A 19,054-nucleotide genomic window follows, 5' to 3' on the forward strand; every position below is an offset into this window, starting at 1 on the left:
CCGCCCCCGGCTCACGGGGGCGGGGCACGCGCGCGTCAGGCCTCGACGCCGTAGTACTGCGCCAGGAAGCCGGTCACGTGGTCCGCGTGCGGGCTCAGCTCCGGGAGGTGCGCGGCCAGGGCCGAGCGCACGGCCTCCGTCAGTTCCGGAAGGCTCGTCGCCGCTCCCTTCACGTAGGGGTCCAGGCGCCGGACGAGCTCGTAGTTGCTCTCCACGTCCAGCTGCCGCATCGCCTTCTCCAGCGCGGGCGCGCCGGCGGCCGCGGCGGGCGGCAGGAGCCGGCTGACGAACGTGACGCGGTGCATGACGCGCCAGCACGGCGGCTTGCGGTCCGACTGGCGGGCCTGCCGCAGCGCGGCCGCGTTCGGGTCGGCGCCGTTCTCCAGCCACGCCGGGTCGACGACCTTGTGGAAGAACGTGTCGAAGTGCTCGGTGTCCTCGCCCAGGTAGAAGCTGAGGAACCGGTACGCGTCGACCTTCCCCGGCGCGTTGACGGGATTGCCGTCGGCGTCGAAGACCGGCTTGCGGCCGGCGTCGTACTGCTGGACGTTGCCGGACGGCGAGCAGGTGACGTTCAGCCCGAACGAGCGGGTGGCCTCCTTGCCGCGTGCCCGGGTCACGGACATGCCGCCGCCGACGGACGCGTCCAGCTGCGCGTTGATGCCCACGCCCATAACGTCGAAGGACGTGCCGACGGACGCGCCCACGGAGCCGGACAGCGCGTACGAGCCGGACGTCGTCTCGCTGACGGCGTCGGTCGTCTCCGTCGTCTCGGCGAAGAAGCCGCCGTCCGCCGTCCAGACGTAGGTGTTGACCAGGTCGCGCCGCGAGAACCCGTCCCCGGTGGAGTTGCCCGCCGTGTCGCGGCTCCGGCCGGGCGACGTGTCGCCGCCGATCGCGCCGCCCAGCACGCGGCCCGCCCGCTCGGCGGTGGGGTCGGGCGTGCCCGTGTCGGTGGAGACCGTCTCGTAGTAGCTGCGCAGCCGCTGCTGGTCCCGCTGGATGCGCCGCTTGATCGCGTACGCCTCGCGCGGCTTGTAGTAGCTGTATTCGCCGTGCTCGCGGGCCCCCTCGTAGTCCGGGTCCAGGACCCTGCCGTGCTCGTCGAAGCCGACCGTGCCGTCCAGCGTTCCCTGCTTGGTGTAGCGGGGGTTGAGGGGGAACGGGACGACGTTCCAGTCCTTGGGCACGTCCGGGTTGGGCTGGATGCGGTACGCGACCAGGGCCCCGCTGTGCGCCAGGCGCAGCGCGAAGACGTCCGCGGTCTGGGACTGGACGACCGCGAAACCGGTGTTGACGGGCACATAGCGGCGGCCGAGCGCCGGGTTGAGCGGCTTCAGCGGGTCCTCCCAGCTGCCGGAGAGGTCCACCTTCATGGCGCGGGCGGTGTTCTCGCCCTGGGAGACGGCGGTCTCGTCGGCCCAGCTGTTGGAGAACTCCAGGCTGCCGCGCACGCCCACCGACACCTTGGCCTTCGCCATGGACTTGGCCACGCCGAAGCCCAGCGGCGCGGCGATCATCCACATGTCGACGTCGACCTCGTTGGAGAGGGCGAAGTTGAACGCCGCGTCGACGCTGCGCTCCTTCGCCGACGACAGCGAGTGGACGACCTGTTCGGCCTGGGTGAACTCCACCGAGGCGACGCCGTCATAGGTCGCGCGGTCGGGGTCGACCGTGTTCGGGGTGAGGTTCTCGGACGGCACCGGCGGCGCGCCCTCCACGTAGCCGACCAGCTGCGGGTCGAACTGCACCTGGCTGACCCACTCGCTCACCAGGTCGCCGACCTTGTAGCCGGTGACCAGGTGCCAGCGGCCGTCGCGCAGGTAGCCGTACGCCCGCTTGAGGACGCCGAACGCCTCGCCCTTGGCGGTGTACTGCATGTCCGCGTACTCGGCCACGGCCGGGGCGCCGCCGATCGCCTCGTGGAAGGGCGTGCGCATCGCGGCGAGCGCCGAGCGGACCTGGGCGGTGTCGCTGGAGACGGGGGCGGTGGACAGGACGGCGGCGGGCCGGGCGGGGGCGGCGCGCAGCGTCAGGTGGTTGCCGCGCAGGCCCTCGTCGCGTACGAGGTCCGCCGTCTCGTCGGTGGAGGCCCGGTCGAAGGACCAGTACGCGATCAGGTCCTCCTTCTCGCCCCTGAGGCGGGTGAAGAGGTTGTCCAGAACCTGCTCCTGGGTGCGGGCGGTGCGCCAGATCCGCACCTCTTCCAGGACGCCGTGGAACGGCTGGTCGGCCCGGCCGTCCTTCAGCCGGGCGCCCAGCGCGAGCGCCCGGTCGCCGTAGCCGGCGAAGTCCTCGCTCTCCAGCGGGTCGCAGGCGACGGACACGCCGTTGCGGTAGAGGCGGAAGACGCTGCCGCGCGGGTCGGGGTTGGCCGTCCAGCGGGCGCCGCGCAGCCGGGCGGCGTGCGAACCGGTGGTGTCGGCCGCCGTGTTGCCCGCGTTCTCCTCGAACCGCCAGTGCGCCGTCAGTCCGCGGTCGCGCGCCGAGACGGGCGTGCCGAGCTGCGCGGCGTCGCGCGCGACGCTCCACAGCCGCGCCTCGGAGACGACGCCGGTGAAGGAGTGCGTCTCCAGGCCGTCGCGGGCCCGGCCGAGGTCGAAGGCGCCGGTGTTGCCCCTGGGGCCGGGGCCGTCGTAGCGGAACGTGCCGGCCTCGCGGCCGTCGACGAAGAAGCGGACGTCGTGCCACTCCTGGACGTCCACGGACTCCACGAGCTCCACGGTCTGCTTGACGGGCTTGCCGCCGGCACCCGCCGCGGTGATCTCCTTCGAGCCCTTGCGCTCCTGCATCGACCGGCCGCCCTTGCGGACGACGGCGATCCGGTGGAACGTCCCCGCGGTGAGGGCCTCGGTGGAGGCGAACCGCACGAGCTTGCCGTCGGGCTCCTCGAAGCCGAACTCCAGCCGCCCGTCGGGCAGCACGAGCAGCCGGTACGGGACGCTGCCGCCGGCACCGTCCGCGGCCCGCCCCTTGGAGAGCAGGCCCTGGGTGGTGCCGAGGGCGTCGGTGCGGCAGAACACCTCGACGGTGAGGTCGCCGGTGACGTCGAGGGCGTCGTTGTCGGGCACCTCCAGGTACGCGCCGTCCGTCAGCTCGACCGCCCAGGACTGCTCGTAGGCGGCGGCCAGGTGGGCCCACTCGCGCAGGGGGAAGGAGGCGCGGGTGGCGGTGAGGCGGTTGCCGACGGCGGCGACGACGCGGTAGCCGGGGGCCTCGCTCCCGGAGAGCGCTTCGGGGGCGGTGGCGGTGGTGACGGTCCCGCGCAGCGAGACCGTGCGGTGCTGCGGTGAGCGGTCGGCGACGACGGGCTTGCCGTCGGCCCCGGTGGCAGGGCCGGCACAGGGCCAGTAGCCCTGAAGGCCCGTCTCGTCGCCCTTGAGCCGCGTCTCCATCCGCTCACGGATCTCGGCCGCTGTGCGGGCGGTGCCCCACAGCCGGACCTCGTCCATCTCGATGCGGGCGTAGTCCGGTATCCAGCCGGCGTGGGAACTGCCGAAGCTGAAGGGCCCGGTGCCCCAGTAGCCGCGTGTCGCCGTGCGCCGGGCCACTTCCGCACCGTCCCGGTAGAGCACCTGCTCACGGGAGGCCGTGGTGTAGACACAGGCCCAGTGGTGCCAGGCGGTGTCGGTGTACTTCTCCTTCGTGTCGAGGTCGTCCCCGTAGAAGGCGAAGGTGAAGGCGCCGTCCGCGCGGAAGCCGATGTGCATCGAGGAGTTGTCGGCGGCGTGGGACGTACCGTGGCCGGCCACGATCTGCGGGCGGCCGTCGGGGGCCGCGGGCCGCCGCGCCCAGAACTCGACCGTGAAGTCCGTGCCGGACAGCGGCACCTCGGCGTCCGTGATGGCGACGCCGCTCTTGCCGTCGAAGGCCAGGGCGGGGGTCGCCGGCGGCGCGGGCGGGGCGAGCAGGCCGAGGGCGTACGGGTTGTCCCCGGTGTTGGCGTGGACGACGCGGGCCGTCCCCTTCACCCGCTCGGGGTTGACCCATGCCTCCAGGGTCAGGTCGCCCGTCGTGGCGGTGCGGTCCGGCTGCGCGTCCATGGCCAGGACGTGCTGCTGCCCGTCGAAGGCGTACGCCCGGCCGGGCTTGTCCGCGCGCCAGCGGGGGCCGTGACCGGTGACCAGGTCGGGCACGGCGCCGAGCGGCACCTCCTGCGCCCGGCCCGGGTCGACGACCAGGAGCCGGGAGCCGGCCGACAGCGGCACGCCGGGCCGGTTGCTCCCGGCCTGCTGCGCGTAGTCGTACGCCCGGCCCGCCGTACCGTTGACGGCAGCGGCGAAGTCGGCGGCCCGGCGCGGCAGCTTGCGCCAGATCTCGCTCTCGGCGCCGCGCCGGATCGTCAGCTCGCACAGCCCGGCGTCGCCCACGTCCATGATCAGGATGTCCAGGCCGGCGAGGTCGGTGCCCGCGTCCCGGGCGGCGAACGTCAGCGCCGTGCCGTCGGGGCCCGCGAGCTGCCGGGTGGCACGGGAGACGAGGGTGTCGTAGTACGTGGCGAAGAACTGCCCATTGGCGCCCCGGAAGTACAGCACGACGCTGCCGGTGGCGCTGTCCAGCAGGTACGGGCGGTCGGTGCCGCGGGCGAACTCCAGGAGCGCGCCGGAGCAGCTGAGGCCGGTCCGGTCCACGCACAGCTGCGGCATCGGCAGCGCGATGTCGTCGGTGCCCTTGAGGCCGCCGGTGAGGCGGGCGAGCTCCTCGCGCTTGGCGGCGAGCTCCGCCTGGAGGACGTCGAGCTCGCGCTGGAGCCGGCTGATCTTCTCCTGGCCGGTCTCCGCCTCGCGCAGCCGGGCCTCGGCGAGTTCGAGGCGCTCGCGCAGGCCGCGCACCCCGGAGTCGGACGAGCGGGCCTCGTGCCGCTCCAGGACGACCGCCGCCTCGCCGCTCGCCGTGGCCGCGCCGAAGTCGTACTGCACGACCCGGTCGCGGTTGACGCTGTCGACGGCGCTGATGGCCTTGCCGCTGTAGCGGTTGACGATGGCCGCGTAGCCGTCGCCCAGCGGCCGGACGATGAAGTGGCTGTTCCAGCCGCGGACGTTGCGCCGGTACAGGACCAGCTCGGCGCCGTTGTCCCGGCTCTCGTAGTAGACGTGCACGTCGAGCGCGCCCGCCTTGTTCATCATGAAGTAGAGGGGGTACCCCTCGTAGGTGTCGCCGTACTCGAGGAAGTGCCACACGGCGGACGCGTCGTCCTTGTCCGTGGTCCTGATCAGCCGGGCGTCGTTCTGCGGCCGGCCCGCCACCGCGAGGTAGAGGTCCTTGCCGTCGCGCTGCTGCTTGAACCGCACGCGGTAGAACCACGCCTGGAGGTTGCCGTCCAGCTCGCTCTTGAGCGCGTCGCGCTCCTTGCGCGCCTGCCCGGCGTCCGGCGTCTGCTGGACCAGCCGCGCGAGCTCGGGCTCCTTGGCGGCGGCCTGCCGGTCCAGCTCCCGCACCTGTGCGTCCAGCGCGCTGATCGCCTCGACGTCGCCGCTGGCCTCGGGCGCGGCCAGCACGGGCAGGGCGAGCTCGTCGGGGACCTGCGCGAGCCGGCCGTCGCGCCCGACGGCGAAGTCGACGGTGGCCGCGTAGGCCTCGTTGCTCGCCGCGCCGGTCTTCGGATCGGGGCCGGACGTGGCGTACGAGAGGAGCACGCGCGCCTGGCGCTTGGCCGGCTTGGGCTCCTGGCCGTAGCCGACGGCCGTGTCCTCCTGCTGGTGGTAGAGGACGGCGGACAGGCCGGAGACGACCGTGCGGCCGGTGACGGCGAAGCTGTCGCGCCGCACGCCGGGGTGGTCGCCGACGGGCGCCTCTGAGGTCACCCACCGTGCATCGCCCCGGAGTTCGCCGTGCCGGGCGCCGTCGGTCTGGTCGTGCAGGCGCGTGCCGGAGCCCTCGTCGAAGCGGTAGTACGCGACGAGGCCCGGGTCGTTGCCGATGAGGCGCACGCCCTTGTCGCGCTTCAGCTCGTCGGCGCCGCGGGCCCGGTCCCAGATCCGCACCTCGTCCAGCTCGGCGCGGGCACTGCCGAGCCACAGGGCCTTGCCCAGCAGCAGCGGGCCCGCCCCGGCGTACGCGCCGTCCGTGGTGCGGGTACCGGTCTCCTCACCGTCGCGGTAGACGGTCTGCCGGCGGCCGGCGTGCTCGTAGACGCAGGCCCAGTGGTGCCAGGCGGTGTCGTCGCCCCGCGCCTCGGTGTCGAAGTCGTCGTGGTAGAAGCCGAAGACGAACCTGTCGTTGTCACGGAAGCCGATGTGCAGGGACTGCCGGGGGGCGCCCGCCTCGTCGCCGTGGCCTATGAGGAACTCCTGGCGGCCCGTCGCCGTGCGCCGCGCCCAGAACTCGACGGTGAAGTCACGGCCCGCGAGCTCCGGGCCGCCTTCGACGCGCACGTGGGCGTCGCCCTCGCCGAAGGCCAGCGCGGTCTCCGCGTGCCCCTCCGTGCTCACCACGGGGACCAGCGGCTGCCCGGTGAACGGGCAGGTGCCGGGTCCGGGTTCGTAGACCGCGCTGCGGTGGGCGGGGTCGGGGCTCGTCCAGGCCTGGGTGCCCTGGAGGTTGAACAGCCCGTCGCGGCCCTGCTCGACGTTGAAGGAGTCGATGCGGCCCGTGGCGTCGTTGTGCGCGAAGACCTGCCAGCGCTGCCGCCCGTGGACGGCGGTGGGCACGAGCAGGGCGGTGAAGCGTCCGCCGGAGAGGTTCCGTACGAACGACAGCTCCTGGGTGGGCTCGTGGAAGGGGCGCCCCTCCATGTCCGTCGTGCCCAGGCTGTCCTTGGCCGAGTCGGGCCGGGTCCGGTGCCGGCTGCGGCGGTAGCGGGCCTCGAGGACGGGCTTCAGCTCGCCGCCGACGAGCAGGTAGCGGTCGCACAGCAGGGTGTCCGCGACGAGCGGCACCTTGGCGCCCGAGGCGTCCAGGACGTAGTCCGTACGGTCCGGATCGCCGGAGGAGGCGCCTCCGGTCAGCTTGTGGACGGCGTCGGGGTGCGCCGCGTCCACCGACTGGCGCAGGACCACGACGTGGGTGCCGTCGGACAGCGCGTGGAAGGGGGCGAGGGCCGTGAGCCGGGCCGTGGTGGACAGGAAGGGGTCCGCCTCGTCCTCGCCCAGCCGCTCCCCGGTCGCGGCCTCCACCCTGCCGCCGCGCTTGACCGCCGGCAGCGCGGTGGCACCGGCGACCGCGAAGCCGACATCCGCGATCTCGGACGGGAAGCGGAGCGGGACGGGGTTCTCCGACCAGTAGGCGGCGTCGAGCTCGCCTTTGCCCGCGTCGTGCCGCGACAGGTCCAGGACGGTGTAGACGAGGCGCCGCTGGTCGTCCATGGCCAGGGCCACCGTGGTGCCCTGATGGCGCACCGTGGTGGTGTGGACGTAGGGGCGGTCGGAGTAGACCTTCAGTAACTGCTGCTCGCCGGGCAAGACGGCTCCTTGAAGTGTGCTGAGAACTGGCTGCGAGGGCTGCTGCGACGTGTTCCGCGAAAGGCGCGAGAACCCTCGCTGACCTGCGCCGCTCTCCCTGCGAGCGCGGCGATCACACACCATTTACCTGCGCGGAACACACGTCAAGGAGTTGTTCGCGCCAGTGGCCGGAAGGTGACGGTGCGTCACACCCCGGCGGGGCCGTGCTGTCGTCGCCCCCTGACCCGTACGGGTACCGCGCCCGCCGCGAGCAGGACGAGCGCGAGCGCCAGTGCCGGGGTCGCCCCCTCCCGCAGGAAGAGCGCGCCCCCGCACAGGGCTCCGGTGAACATGGCCGTCAGGGACGCCAGGCGGCGGACGGTCGCCGGGCCGGGGGCGTCGGCGGCCAGGCCGGTCAGGGTGCGCGTCAGCACGGTGGTCGCCAGGTCCGGGACGGCGAGCGTGCGGACGGCGGCGTTCTGGAGCCCCATGCCGCAGCCGAGGAGCGCGATGAGGGCCGTCTGCGCGGCGGCCGTCCGGTGCCCCGCCGTCAAGGCGACCGTCAAGGCGGCCGCGACGAGCAGCGCGTGGACGGCCGTGGCGACGGCGAACAGCCGCGCCGGGTGAGCCGCGCGGTGGCCGAGCCGGCCGGCCGACCAGGCCCCGGCCGAGAAGGCGCAGAGGGCGGTCAGGGACGCCCGGACCGACAAATTGCTGTCGCCCGCCAGGGCGAACCCGAGGAAGACGACGTTGCCGGTCATGTTGGCCACGAAGACGTGGTGCAGGCCGATGAAGCTGACAGCGTCCACAATGCCCGTGGCCAGCGTCTGGAGGATGAGCACGGCCGGCAGGGCGCCGTGCTCGTTGGTGCCGTCCGGGAAGAGCCGGTCGGCGGCACGTTCCAGAACCTGTCGCATCCGGCCTCCTCCACGGCGCCGCTCGCCGCGCCCACCGGGAGCGTACGTGCCGGAGGCGGCGCGCCGGGGCAACCGGTGGGGGTGCGGCGCGGGGCGGCCCTGGCGTACGTACGCGCCGGTGTCACACCCCGTCGGCGCGGTGGATCGTGATGTCGCCTGCCGAGGTCACGGCGTAGATCTCAGCCGTTTCGGCGGCGGTGCCCGGGCCGTCGGCCGCCGTCAGGGAGTTGAGGACGTTGCCCGCCTTGGTGCGCACGTCGAGCCGGGCCGCCGTGCCCTCGGCGATGCCGATCTCGATCCGGCCGCTCGACGTGCCGAGGACGACCTCGCCGCGGACGACCTCGCCGATCCGGATGTCGCCCGACGCCGTCTTGGCCTCCAGCGCCGCGCCGGTCCTGCCGACGGAGACGGTGCCGTTCGCCGACCGGACCCGCAGCTCCCCGGCGGCCTCGCCGACCCGGGTGCCGCCGTTGGCGTTCTTGATCACCGCCGGGCCCGCCAGCACGCCGATCCGCACCGCGCCCGCCCCCGCCGTGATGTCGGCCGGTCCGCCCACCCGGTCCGCCGTGATCTCCCCCAGCGACGTGGCGAGGGCGGCGCGGCCGGTCTCCTCCAGCCGGATGTCGCCCGCCGACGTCTTGATCCTGCACTCGCCCAGCCGGCCGTAGCCGTGGAAGGCCGCCAGCTGCCCGGTGCCCTCGACGTCCGAGCCCGCGGGGAGGCCGACCCGCACGTCGACGGACCCGGACCTGCCGAAGAGGCGCGGCTTCGGGCCCTTGACGAGCAGCCGGCCACCCGCGAACTCGACCCGCGTGTCCTCGGCGGCCTTCGCGTCCGCTTCGCTCCGCGGGTCGCTCGGGCGCACCTCGACGGCCGTGTCGGTGCGGTCGCCCGCGTCGAGGCGGACCTCGCCGATCGCCAGGTCGACACAGACGGAGACCGGCTGCGGCGTCTCGTACGACGTCTCGTACGGGGTCTCGAAAACAGGCATGGCTGCCCCTCCAGGTGAACCGGCCGGCCGTCCCCGCCGGCCGGATGCGTGCTGCTGCGGCGCCGCCGGGCGGCGGCCGGTGCCGGGAGCGGTCAGATGACCCAGCCGGTGTAGTGCTGTCCGCCGCGCGGGGCGCGCCGTTCGGGGCGGCGGGCGCGGTCGTCGGACTCGAGCATCGCGGACACCGCCCGGACCAGCCAGGCGTTGACGGACAGCCCCTCCCGGCCCGCGGCCTCCTCGATCCGGGCCTTCAGGTGCTCGGGCGGACGGAAGTTGATGCGCGCCGTGGCGCCGTCCTCGGCGCCGGCCGGCGGCGGGGGAGCGGCGGGCAGCGGCGGCACCGCGCCGGGGTGCCCGGAGCCGGGGTGACCGATGCCGTCCCCGGCGTCGCCCGGGCCGTGTTCGGCGGGGGGAGGGGTGACGACGAAGCCGGGGTCGAGCCCCCGCAGGCGCACCTCCACCGAGCCGGGCGCCAGCTCGCGGGTGATCTCGTCGGCGGCGGCCGACAGGGCGTCGAGCAGGACGAGCCGGACGGCGGAGGAGAGTGGCGCGACGAGACGCTCGGCGAGCTCGCGAGTCTCCGCGTCACCCGCCTCGGCGGCGACGAGGAGCTCCTGCCGCAGGTTGTCGACATACCGCACCAGTTCCATGGCGCCATCCTTGCAGCGCCGTGGCGCCACGGGCAAATCTCCGGGCCTGCCCCGTCCTGTACCGCCTCCGCCCCGCCCGCGTGGCCGTATCGCCGAACTCCTTGGCCGCCGCTGTGCCGCCGCATACGATGTCCCGGCGCGCAATCCGAAGGTCTTTTGGGTTTATTCCGGCCGCCCGGGCCCGAGGCGGCGACGGCCGGCGCAAGGTGGGGGCTCGATGACGACCGATCAGCGGGACGGGCGGCGCGCGGCCGCCGTGGCGGACCGGGAGGAAGCCGAGCGGTTCGTACGGCAGTTCGCCGGCGAGTCCGGAATGGGCGACGACGCGCTCCACGCGCGGCTGGCAGCGATACGCCGGGAGCTGGCGGAGACCGGCAGCTACCGCCACACCTCCGAGGAGCTCGCCTTCGGCGCCAAGGTCGCGTGGCGCAACTCCGCGCGCTGCATCGGCCGCCTCTACTGGCAGAGCCTGTGCGTGCGCGACCGCCGGCACGTCACCGACCCCGCGGGCGTCGCCGCGGAGTGCCTCGCGCACTTACGCGCCGCGACGAACGGCGGCCGCGTCCGGCCGGTCATCACGGTCTTCCCGCAGGACGACGCCGCGGGCCCGCCCGTCCTCATCTGGAACGAGCAGCTCATCCGCTACGCCGGCTACCCGCGCTTCGAAGGCGGCTGCACCGGCGACCCCAGGGGACACGGGCTGACGGAGCTGGCGGCCAAGCTCGGCTGGGAGGGCGCGGGCGGGCGGTTCGACGTCCTTCCGCTGATCATCGAGGCCCGGGGGCACGGCGTGCAGTGGTTCGGCGTCCCGCCGGACGACGTCCTCGAAGTGCCGCTGAGCCACCCCGGACTGCCCTGGTTCGCGGACCTCGGCCTGCGCTGGCACGCCGTCCCCGCCATCTCCCACATGCGGCTGCGCATCGGAGGCGTCTCCTACTCCGCGGCCCCCTTCAACGGCTGGTACATGGGCACGGAGATAGGCGTCCGCAACCTCTGCGACGCCGATCGCTACGACATCCTGCCGGAGGTCGGGCGCAGGCTCGGCCTCGACACCACCAGCGCGCGCACGCTGTGGCGCGACCAGGCCCTCGTCGAGGTCAACCGCGCGGTGCTGCACTCCTTCGACGCCGCCGGCGTCACCATCGCCGACCACCACACCGAGTCGGCGCGCTTCCTGCGCCACGTGGCCAGGGAGGAGACCGCGGGGCGGGCCTGCCCCGCCGACTGGTCGTGGATCGTCCCGCCCCTGTCCGGCGGCCTCACCCCCGTCTACCACCGCTACTACGACGAGCACCGGCCCCGGCCGGACTTCTGCCTGGACGACGACGCGCGGCTGCGGGCGCAGGGCGTGGCGCCGGGTGAGCGCGTGCCCTCCGGGGGTGCCGCGGTGGACCGTACGGTGTCGCTGACCGCGCACGCCGTCCAGCCGTCGCCGTCGGTCCGCCGGAACCGGTAGCGGTCGCCCGCTCCGGGCGGGGCGGCGCCGCGACGGCCCGGCGGTGCTGTGCGCGCTCGTCCCGTAGGACACACCCCACTCCGTGGTCGCAATCTTCTGGTCACGGCGGCTCTCCTGGGGGATCTTGTACTGACAGCGCAGGAACAGCCAGAGAGAGGAACCGACCACAGTGAGCTCGCCAACCACGGGGGACCCGGGCACCGGCACCGAGGGGTACAAAAGGAGCCTGGGCTCCCGGCAGATGCAGATGATCGCCATCGGCGGCACCATCGGCACCGGCCTCTTCCTCGGCGCCGGCACCGCCATATCCCAGGCCGGCCCCAGCCTCATCATCTGGTACGCCGCCGCCGGCGCCGTGCTCTTCCTCGTCATGCGGGCCCTGGGCGAGCTGCTCACCCACCACCCGACCTCGGGAAGCTTCGCCGACTACGCGCACCGGTTCCTCGGCCCGTTCTGGGGGTACGCGACCGCCTGGACGTACTGGATCATGTGGGTGACCACCGGCATGGCCGAGATCACCGCCGCCGGACAGTACGTCAACTACTGGTACCCCGGCTTCGACCAGTGGAAGACCGCGCTGATCTCCCTCGTGGTGCTCGCCTGCGCCAACCTGATCTCGGTGAAGATCTTCGGCGAGCTGGAGTTCTGGTTCGCGATCATCAAGGTCACGGCCATCGTCGGCATGATCCTCATCGGCCTGGGCGTCCTCATCATCGGCTTCGGGGACGCCGGAGACACCGCGTCCGTCAGCCACCTGTGGGCCGACGGCGGCGTCGCCCCGCAAGGCGTGTGGAACTCCCTGATGACCTTGCAGATCGTGCTCTTCGCCTACCTCGGCGTGGAGCTCGTCGGCGTCACCGCGGGCGAGACGAAGGACCCGGACAAGAACATCCCGCGGGCCATCAACAGCCTGCCGCTGCGCTTCGGCCTGTTCTACCTCGGCGCCCTCTTCGTCATCCTGTCCGTCGTGAGCTGGCAGGAGTTCCACCCCGGCACGAGCCCGTTCGTCGCCGCCTTCACCAAGATCGGCATCCCCGCCGCGGCCGGCATCGTCAACTTCGTCGTCCTCACCTCGGCGCTGTCCTCGTGCAACGCCGGCGGCCTGTACGCAACGGCCCGCATGCTGCGCACCGCCGGACTGAACGGCCACGGCCCCGAGGCGCTCGGCCGGCTCAGCAAGCGGGGCGTGCCGGCCACGGCCGTCGTCGTCTCGGCGGTGGTCATGGCCCTCGGCGTGCTGATCAACGCCATCGACCCGGAGCACGCGTTCGCGTACATCACGGCGGTCTCGACCGGCGGCGCGATCACGGTGTGGAGCATCATCCTCGTGACGCACCTGAAGTACCGCAGGGCCGTGGCCGCGGGCCTGGCGCGGAAGTCCACGTACCGGATGCCGGGAGCCCCGTACACGAACTGGATCGCGCTCGCGGGCTTCGCCTTCGTGACCGTGCTGATCGCCTGGGAGTCCGAGACCCGCGTGGCCCTCTACGTGGTCGCCGTCTGGTTCGCCCTGCTGGGTGCCGGATACCCCTTCGCGCGCCGGCGCGCGGCCCGCACGCCCCTGGCGGCGGCCCCCGCGGACGACCCGGCGAAGGCCGCCACGCGCGGCTGACCCGGTCCGGCGCCCCCGGAGAGGGGGCGCCGCTTCCGCATGCCCGCCTGTCAGTTGCCGCCCGACGCCTCCCGCGAACGGCACCCGCGTGGCAGCATTTCCTGACCGGCCGGCGGTGACACGCGCCGGCCCGAGGGGGGCGAAGTGACGTGCCGGAGCCTGCGAGACGGCCCTTGGGGACCGAAGGCGTGGAGGAACTGTTCCAGGAGTGCCGCACACGGGTCCAGGACGAGCGCGCGGCGGCCGGCGCCCGCGGCCTGCCCGTGGTGGTCCTCGTCGGGACCCGCGGCAGCGGGCGCACCACGGCGCTCGAATGGCTCGGCTTCCTCGGCTCGCACCGCCCCCACGCGCTATACGACTTCGCCTCCGCGGGGCCGCGCCGCCCGCACGAGGTCGCGGGCCGCCTCGCCTACGGGCTCTCCCACCGCTTCGCCCGCCAGCCCGCCCTGCTCTTCCCCCGCCTCACCCTGGGCCTGCTCGTCGTCGACCCCGGCCTCTCGCTCGACGCCCACGACTCCCGCCGCGCCGGCAACCAGCTGCGCCACGCCCTGTACGACGCCCACGAGCACACCGTGGCCGCCGACCGGGCCGCCGAGGTCGCGGGCCTCCTCCAGGACCTCAACCTCTTGCAGATCCCCGGCATCGGCCTGCTGGCCGGGCTGATCCGCCGCCCGCCCCGGATGCCGCTCGGCGTCGCACGGCGCACCGGCTTCTCCTGGTACGCCGGCCCGCACACGCCGCTGCACGAGCTCGTCGCCCTCAACCAGCTCAGCAAGAGCCCCACCGACGCCGACCGGGCCGCCGTCGACCGGCGGCTGTGCGAGGCCTTCCTCGCCGACCTGCGCGGCGAGTTCGCGCGCCGCCGCCGCGACCGCAACGGCGTGGTCCTCCTCGACAACATCGACGCCCCGGGCGGCCGCGGCTTCCTGGACCTGCTCGTGCAGCTGCGCGAGGCGAGCGGCACCCCCGACCCGCTGCTGGTCGTCGCCACCGCCTCCGACGCCGGCAAGGTCCCCGGCCCCTTCGCCCCCGGCCCGGCCGGCGTGCGGATCCGCACGCCCGAACAGGCCTCGTACGCCGACTGGGAGCGCTCCGTGCCCGACCCGCCGCCCGACTCCTCCTGGCGGTGGTACTGCGTCCAGCTGCGCGACCTGACCGCGGGCGAGGTCGCCCAGCTCGGCGCCGGCCTCGCCGACCGGCTGCCCGAGGCGCCCCCGCTGGTGCACCGGCTCACCCGCGGCCACGCCTGGAGCGCCCACCGCCTGCTGGAGGCCGCGGCGCACATCCCCGGCCGCGGCGGCGGCGAAGAACAACTGCGCGGCATCCTCTCCCTGCCCGCGCCCCCCGCCGGCGACGAAGCCGAACCCGGACCCGAACCCGTCACCGAGCCCGTGCCGCTCGGCCGGGCCGTCCTGCACGGCCTCCTGGAAGACCTGAACGAGGAGCAGCGCACCGCCCTCGTCGCCTGCTCCGCCGCCCGCGAGTTCGACGCCGCCTGCGACACCGACCTGCTGGACGCCTTCTCCCTGCGCACCCGCAACAGCCTGGCCCGCGAGACGGGCAACCGGCTGTGGCTCACCCCCGCCGTCCCCCAGGACGCCGGCGCGCGCGGCGGCCGCGGCTCCGGATACCTCCACGACGCCCACCCGCGCCCGCTGTCCGCCCACCCCGTCCTGCACCCGTGGCTGCGCCTGCTGCTCCTGGAGGAGCTGGCCCGCGGCGGCTCCCGCTGGGACGAGGTCCACGAGCTGCTCCAGGACTGGCACGCGCGCCACGGCCACCCCCTCGACGTGCTCTACCACGCACTCGCCCGCGGCCGGCTCGACGACGTCGTCGGCCACCTCGCCCGCAGCCTGACGGACCTGCCCGGCACCGACGCCTGGCTGTACGAGCTCTACGCCGTCACCGCCGCGCCCCTGCGCGCCCCCGTCCTGCCCGAGCAGACGGCCACCCTGCGCGTGGACCGGCTCGCGGAGGAGCTGGCCCCGGCCTCCTTCGCCGCGCCCGACCGCCGGGCCCTCACGATGCTGGTGACCGCCCTGTGGCTGGCGGGCGATCCGCGCAACCGCATGCCCGCCGCCCGGCCCGAACTCAACGACACGATCAGCTCGATGTTCCAGAGCCTGGCCATGCACTCCGACCCGCGCAGGGTCGGACTCAGGCACGAGGCCGCCAAGTACGTCTGACCGCGCCGCAGCGCGCGCCCGCCGTCGTCCGGCAAGGAGCCCGCACATGCCCGTGAACCGTCCCCGCCCCCTCGACGAGCTGCCGCCCTGGTGGAGGGGCTGGCAAGGCATGGCCGCCTTCGTCGTCGTCCTGGCCCTCCTCGCCGGGGGCGGCTTCTGGCTGCTGGGCGGGAACGGCGACGGGGAGGACCGCTGCGACGACGACGTGCCGGGCCTCGTCCTGGCCGGCTCCGGGGGCGGCCGCGAGTGCGTCGGCGTCATGAACGAGACCGCGTACGCCTTCGACCCCCGGCTGAAGGACGTCACCGAGAAGATCGCCGCCGAGAACCGGCGGGTGCGCGACCAGTGGGAGCGGCCGGCCGCCGGCCGCACCCCCGTCCCCTACGTCAAGGTCGCCCTGCTCACCCCGATGACCGCGAGCGACAGCAGCGTGCTGCCCATCGAGGAGATCAGGAGCAGCCTCGAAGGGGCCTACACCGCGCAGTGCCGCGCCAACGCCTGCCCCGGGCTCTCCGCCGTGAACGCCACCGGTATCCACGGGCGCACGCCCCAGATCCAGCTGGTCCTCGCCAGCGAGGGCAGGAACCAGGCCCACTGGCGGCCCGTCGTCGAGCAACTGGCCGGCATGACGGCAGGCGACCACCCGCTCGTCGCCGTCGCCGGCATGGGCGTCAGCGTGCCCGAGACCCAGCAGGCCGCCGACGAGCTCGCCAAGCGCAAGATCCCCGCGGTGGGCGCCGTCCTGACCGCCACCAACGTCAACTCCGAGCGCCTGTTCAAGGTCTCGCCGTCCAACACCGACTACGCCAAGGCCCTGCGCCGCAGACTGGACCGGCTGCCCGCCGATCAGCGCCGCGGCTACCTCGTCTTCGACAGCCGCGACGACAACTACGTCCGGACCATGCGCCAGGCCTACGACGAGGTCTTCCCCGACTACATCGACAAGCGCCGCGTCTCCTTCGTGGGCACCACCGGCCCGCGCACCGAGGGCATGCCCAGCCTGTTCTTCAACGCCTTCAACAACATCTGCCTGACCAAGTCCGAGCTCGTCTTCTACGCGGGCCGCGGCCGCGACCTCTCCGACCTCGTGCGCTCGCTGTCCTCGCGCAGCCAGTGCGGGCACGACAAGCCCATCACCATCGTGGCGGGCTCGCAGGGCGCCGTGCAGCAGGCCAACGACGTGATGGGGCTGCTCAAGGACAGCAGGATCACCATCCTGGAGGCGTCGGCGACCGACACCGAGCAGTGGATCAAGGGGAACGGGGAGCCGGGCGGCTTCAAGCCCTTCCTCCAGAGCTTCCGCGACCTGAAGTTCCCCGACAAGGAGCTCGCCGACGGCTATGCCGTCATGCACCACGACGCCGTGCTCACCGCCGTGTGGGCGCTGCGCATGGTCACCGGGCAGACCGGCCGGGAGACGCCGGGCGTGCAGGACGTCTTCAACCAGCTGACCAACCTCCACGACGCGGCCGTGGTCCCCGCCGCGAGCGGGGACCTCAGCTTCGACGACGCCTCCGACGGCTGGCCGCACAACAAACCGGTGCCGATCATCCAGGTGCCGGGCGGCTCTCCGGGCGCCGGGCCGCTGTACAAGACGCAGTAGCGCGCGCCGCGGCCGGAGCCGGGGTCAGTGCCCCAGCTTCCGCTTGAGCTCGGCCTTGTTCATGTGCGACCGGCCGTGGACGTTGCGGCGCTGGGCCTCGGCGTACAGCTGGTCGTAGGTCGGGCCCCCGGAGCCGCTGTGGGAGCGCTGCCCGCCCCGCCGGGAGGAGGACATGTCCTGGGTCGACGACTTGCTCGCCGTCTTCGACTCCCCGGACCGGGCCCGCTCCTTGTTGACGGTGCGCGCGGCGATCTCCTTCGCGCGCTTGGTGCTCTCGCCGCGGTCTTCCGCGCTCTCCTTGATGTGCTCGTACTGCCGTTCACGCTTGGGACTGGAACCTCGAGGCATGATGTCCACCCTCATAGTGATTGCTTACGTTTTTCACCCTGCCCGCGGTGCCGCGGACCCGCAACCGTTCGGGCGGGCGGCCGCGGGCCCGGTGCCCGGTCACCACAAGGTCACCCGGTCACCACAGGGCCAGCAGGGACACCAGCCCGATGCCGGCCACCGTCCAGGCCACGTAGTCGCCGACGTGCCCGGATTGCAGGCGGCGCAGCGGCGCGGTCCCGGGCACGACCCGCGACCCGCGGCCCACGGTCAGGGCGGCGAGCACGACGGCGAGCGCGGCCGACAGCAGGCCGAGACCGGTGCCGCTCCACGTCCACCACCCGTACGCCCCTGCCGGATGCGCGGCCGGGCGGCCGTCGAGGACCGCCGCCGCGTAGCCGGCGTGGTCGGTGAAGAACTCCGCGGCGGCGGTGACCGCGCCGGTCAGCCCGGGCACCGTGCCCACGGCGAGCGCCCCGGCCAGCAGCAGCGCCGCCACCGTCACCATGGGGACGGGCGGGCGGCGGACGCGGCGGCCGGTCTCGGGCTCCTCCTCCCCGCCCGCTGTCTCCGGCCCCTCGTCGTTCTCGTATCCCGCCTGCCCCGCGCCCAGGAAGACACGCGCGGCGACCCGCAGCACCGCACCGCCGGTCACCGCCGAGACGAGCACGAACAGGGCCGGCAGCCAGGGGGACTGCTCCTCCACCAGCGCCTTTCCCAGGCTCGTGCCGAACGGCGGCAGCCCGGCGAGCGCCAGCCCGCCCGCGGCGAACAGCACACCGGTGACCGCGGTGTCGCGGCCCTTGCCGTGCAGCTCGCACTCGTCGACGCTGCCGTGGCGGTCGAGGAGGATGCCGGTGCAGGCGAAGAGGGTGCCCTTCGCCCCGGCGTGCCCGAGCACGTACAGCGCCGTGCCGGCGGTGCCGTGCGGCGTCAGCAGGGCGATCCCCGTGAGGAAGAGACCGGTGTGCGCCACCGTGGAGAACGCCAGCAGCCGCTTGACGTGCCGCTGCTGCCAGCACATCAGCGCGCCCGCGAGCGCGCTCGCCACCCCCAGCACCAGGAGCGTGCGCCGGGCGCCGGCGGCCGGGACGCCGCCCGGCCCGGCGAAGACCGTCGTGTAGACGCGCGCGACCCCGTAGCCGCCCATCTCCACCATCACGCCGGACAGCAGCATGCACACCGGCGTCGGCGCCACCGCGTGCGCGTCGGGCAGCCAGAAGTGGAACGGCACGGCCGCGGCCTTGACCAGCAGCGCGGTCAGGATCAGCACGAACGCGGCGACGACCAGGGCGTCCCCGCCGCGCCCGGCCGTGCCGGCCGCTCGATCCAGTTCCCGGCCCGCCTGCGCCATGCCGAGCTCGCCGGTGCGCGCGTACAGCAGGCCGATGCCGAGCAGGCCGGCGTAGCCGCCGAGGGAGTTGACGAAACCGAAGACCAGCGCGCCCTGCACGGGGCGGGCCTCCTCGACGCGGTAGCCGGTCAGGGCGTAGCCGACGACGCCCATCAGTTCGAAGAACACGAACGCGTCGAAGAGGTCGCCGGTCAGCGCGAAGCCGCACATGCCCGCCTGGAAGAGCAGGACCAGGGCGGGGAAGGCGCCGCCGTGGCCGTGCGGCGGCTCGTCGAAGTAGTGCCAGGAGTAGGCGAGCACGGCGACGACGAGCAGCGAGGTGAGCGCCGCGAGGCCCAGCCCGATCCGGTCGCCCACCAGCACGATCCCCACGCTGTGGCCGTCCCGCGGCGGCCACGCGCCGAGCCAGGCGACGGCCGGCGGGCGGGTGAGGGCGAGGGCGGCGAGCCCGGCCGAGGCCGTGGCGGCCAGGCCCGCGACGGCCTCCGCCACCGGGCGGGGCACGTGGCGGCCGCCCGCCACCAGCAGGGCCGCGCCCAGCAGCGGCACCACGACGATCAGCGGGAGCAGCCGGCCCAC

Annotated in this window: 10 protein-coding genes; 4 read left to right on the forward strand and 6 right to left on the reverse strand. The window is 73.9% G+C overall.

The window, feature by feature from the left end:
• Nucleotides 1-35: 35 nt before the first annotated feature.
• The 4 genes from PS271_RS27740 to PS271_RS27755 all read right to left on the reverse strand — a co-directional run bounded on the left by PS271_RS27740 (nt 36) and on the right by PS271_RS27755 (nt 9,937).
• On the reverse strand, nt 36-7,400 hold the full coding sequence (locus PS271_RS27740) for a LamG-like jellyroll fold domain-containing protein (RefSeq protein WP_398385614.1): 7,365 nt from the start codon (nt 7,398-7,400) through the stop codon (nt 36-38).
• Nucleotides 7,401-7,585: 185 nt separating this feature from the next.
• Nucleotides 7,586-8,296, reverse strand: coding sequence for a YoaK family protein (locus PS271_RS27745; protein ID WP_398385615.1), 711 nt, complete (start codon nt 8,294-8,296; stop codon nt 7,586-7,588).
• Nucleotides 8,297-8,417: 121 nt separating this feature from the next.
• Nucleotides 8,418-9,287, reverse strand: a complete 870-nt coding sequence (locus tag PS271_RS27750; protein ID WP_398385617.1) for a DUF4097 family beta strand repeat-containing protein — start codon at nt 9,285-9,287, stop codon at nt 8,418-8,420.
• Between the two features lie 92 nt (nt 9,288-9,379).
• Nucleotides 9,380-9,937, reverse strand: a complete 558-nt coding sequence (locus tag PS271_RS27755; protein ID WP_398385619.1) for a hypothetical protein — start codon at nt 9,935-9,937, stop codon at nt 9,380-9,382.
• A 217-nt stretch (nt 9,938-10,154) separates the two neighbouring features.
• Between PS271_RS27755 and PS271_RS27760 the strand changes: the two genes are divergently transcribed.
• From PS271_RS27760 to PS271_RS27775, 4 genes are all read left to right on the forward strand, one after another.
• A complete protein-coding gene (locus tag PS271_RS27760; protein ID WP_398385621.1) occupies nt 10,155-11,393 on the forward strand; it encodes a nitric oxide synthase oxygenase in 1,239 nt (412 codons plus the stop codon).
• Between the two features lie 169 nt (nt 11,394-11,562).
• Nucleotides 11,563-13,005 (forward strand): amino acid permease, encoded by a 1,443-nt coding sequence (locus PS271_RS27765; protein WP_398385623.1) that lies wholly within the window; start codon nt 11,563-11,565, stop codon nt 13,003-13,005.
• A 188-nt stretch (nt 13,006-13,193) separates the two neighbouring features.
• On the forward strand, nt 13,194-15,191 hold the full coding sequence (locus PS271_RS27770; protein ID WP_398385625.1) for a hypothetical protein: 1,998 nt from the start codon (nt 13,194-13,196) through the stop codon (nt 15,189-15,191).
• Between the two features lie 46 nt (nt 15,192-15,237).
• Nucleotides 15,238-16,794: a type 1 periplasmic-binding domain-containing protein gene (locus tag PS271_RS27775; protein WP_398385627.1), complete on the forward strand. Its 1,557-nt coding sequence runs from the start codon at nt 15,238-15,240 to the stop codon at nt 16,792-16,794.
• A gap of 24 nt (nt 16,795-16,818) precedes the next feature.
• Here PS271_RS27775 and PS271_RS27780 read toward each other — a convergent pair whose 3' ends face one another.
• Both PS271_RS27780 and PS271_RS27785 read right to left on the reverse strand, forming a co-directional pair.
• Nucleotides 16,819-17,142 carry a plasmid stabilization protein gene (locus tag PS271_RS27780; RefSeq protein ID WP_398385628.1) on the reverse strand — a complete coding sequence of 108 codons (324 nt, stop codon included), beginning with the start codon at nt 17,140-17,142 and terminating at the stop codon, nt 16,819-16,821.
• 118 nt (nt 17,143-17,260) lie between these two features.
• Nucleotides 17,261-19,054 (reverse strand): complex I subunit 5 family protein, encoded by a 1,794-nt coding sequence (locus PS271_RS27785; protein WP_398385630.1) that lies wholly within the window; start codon nt 19,052-19,054, stop codon nt 17,261-17,263.

This window comes from Streptomyces sp. SCA2-17 (assembly GCF_044336695.1).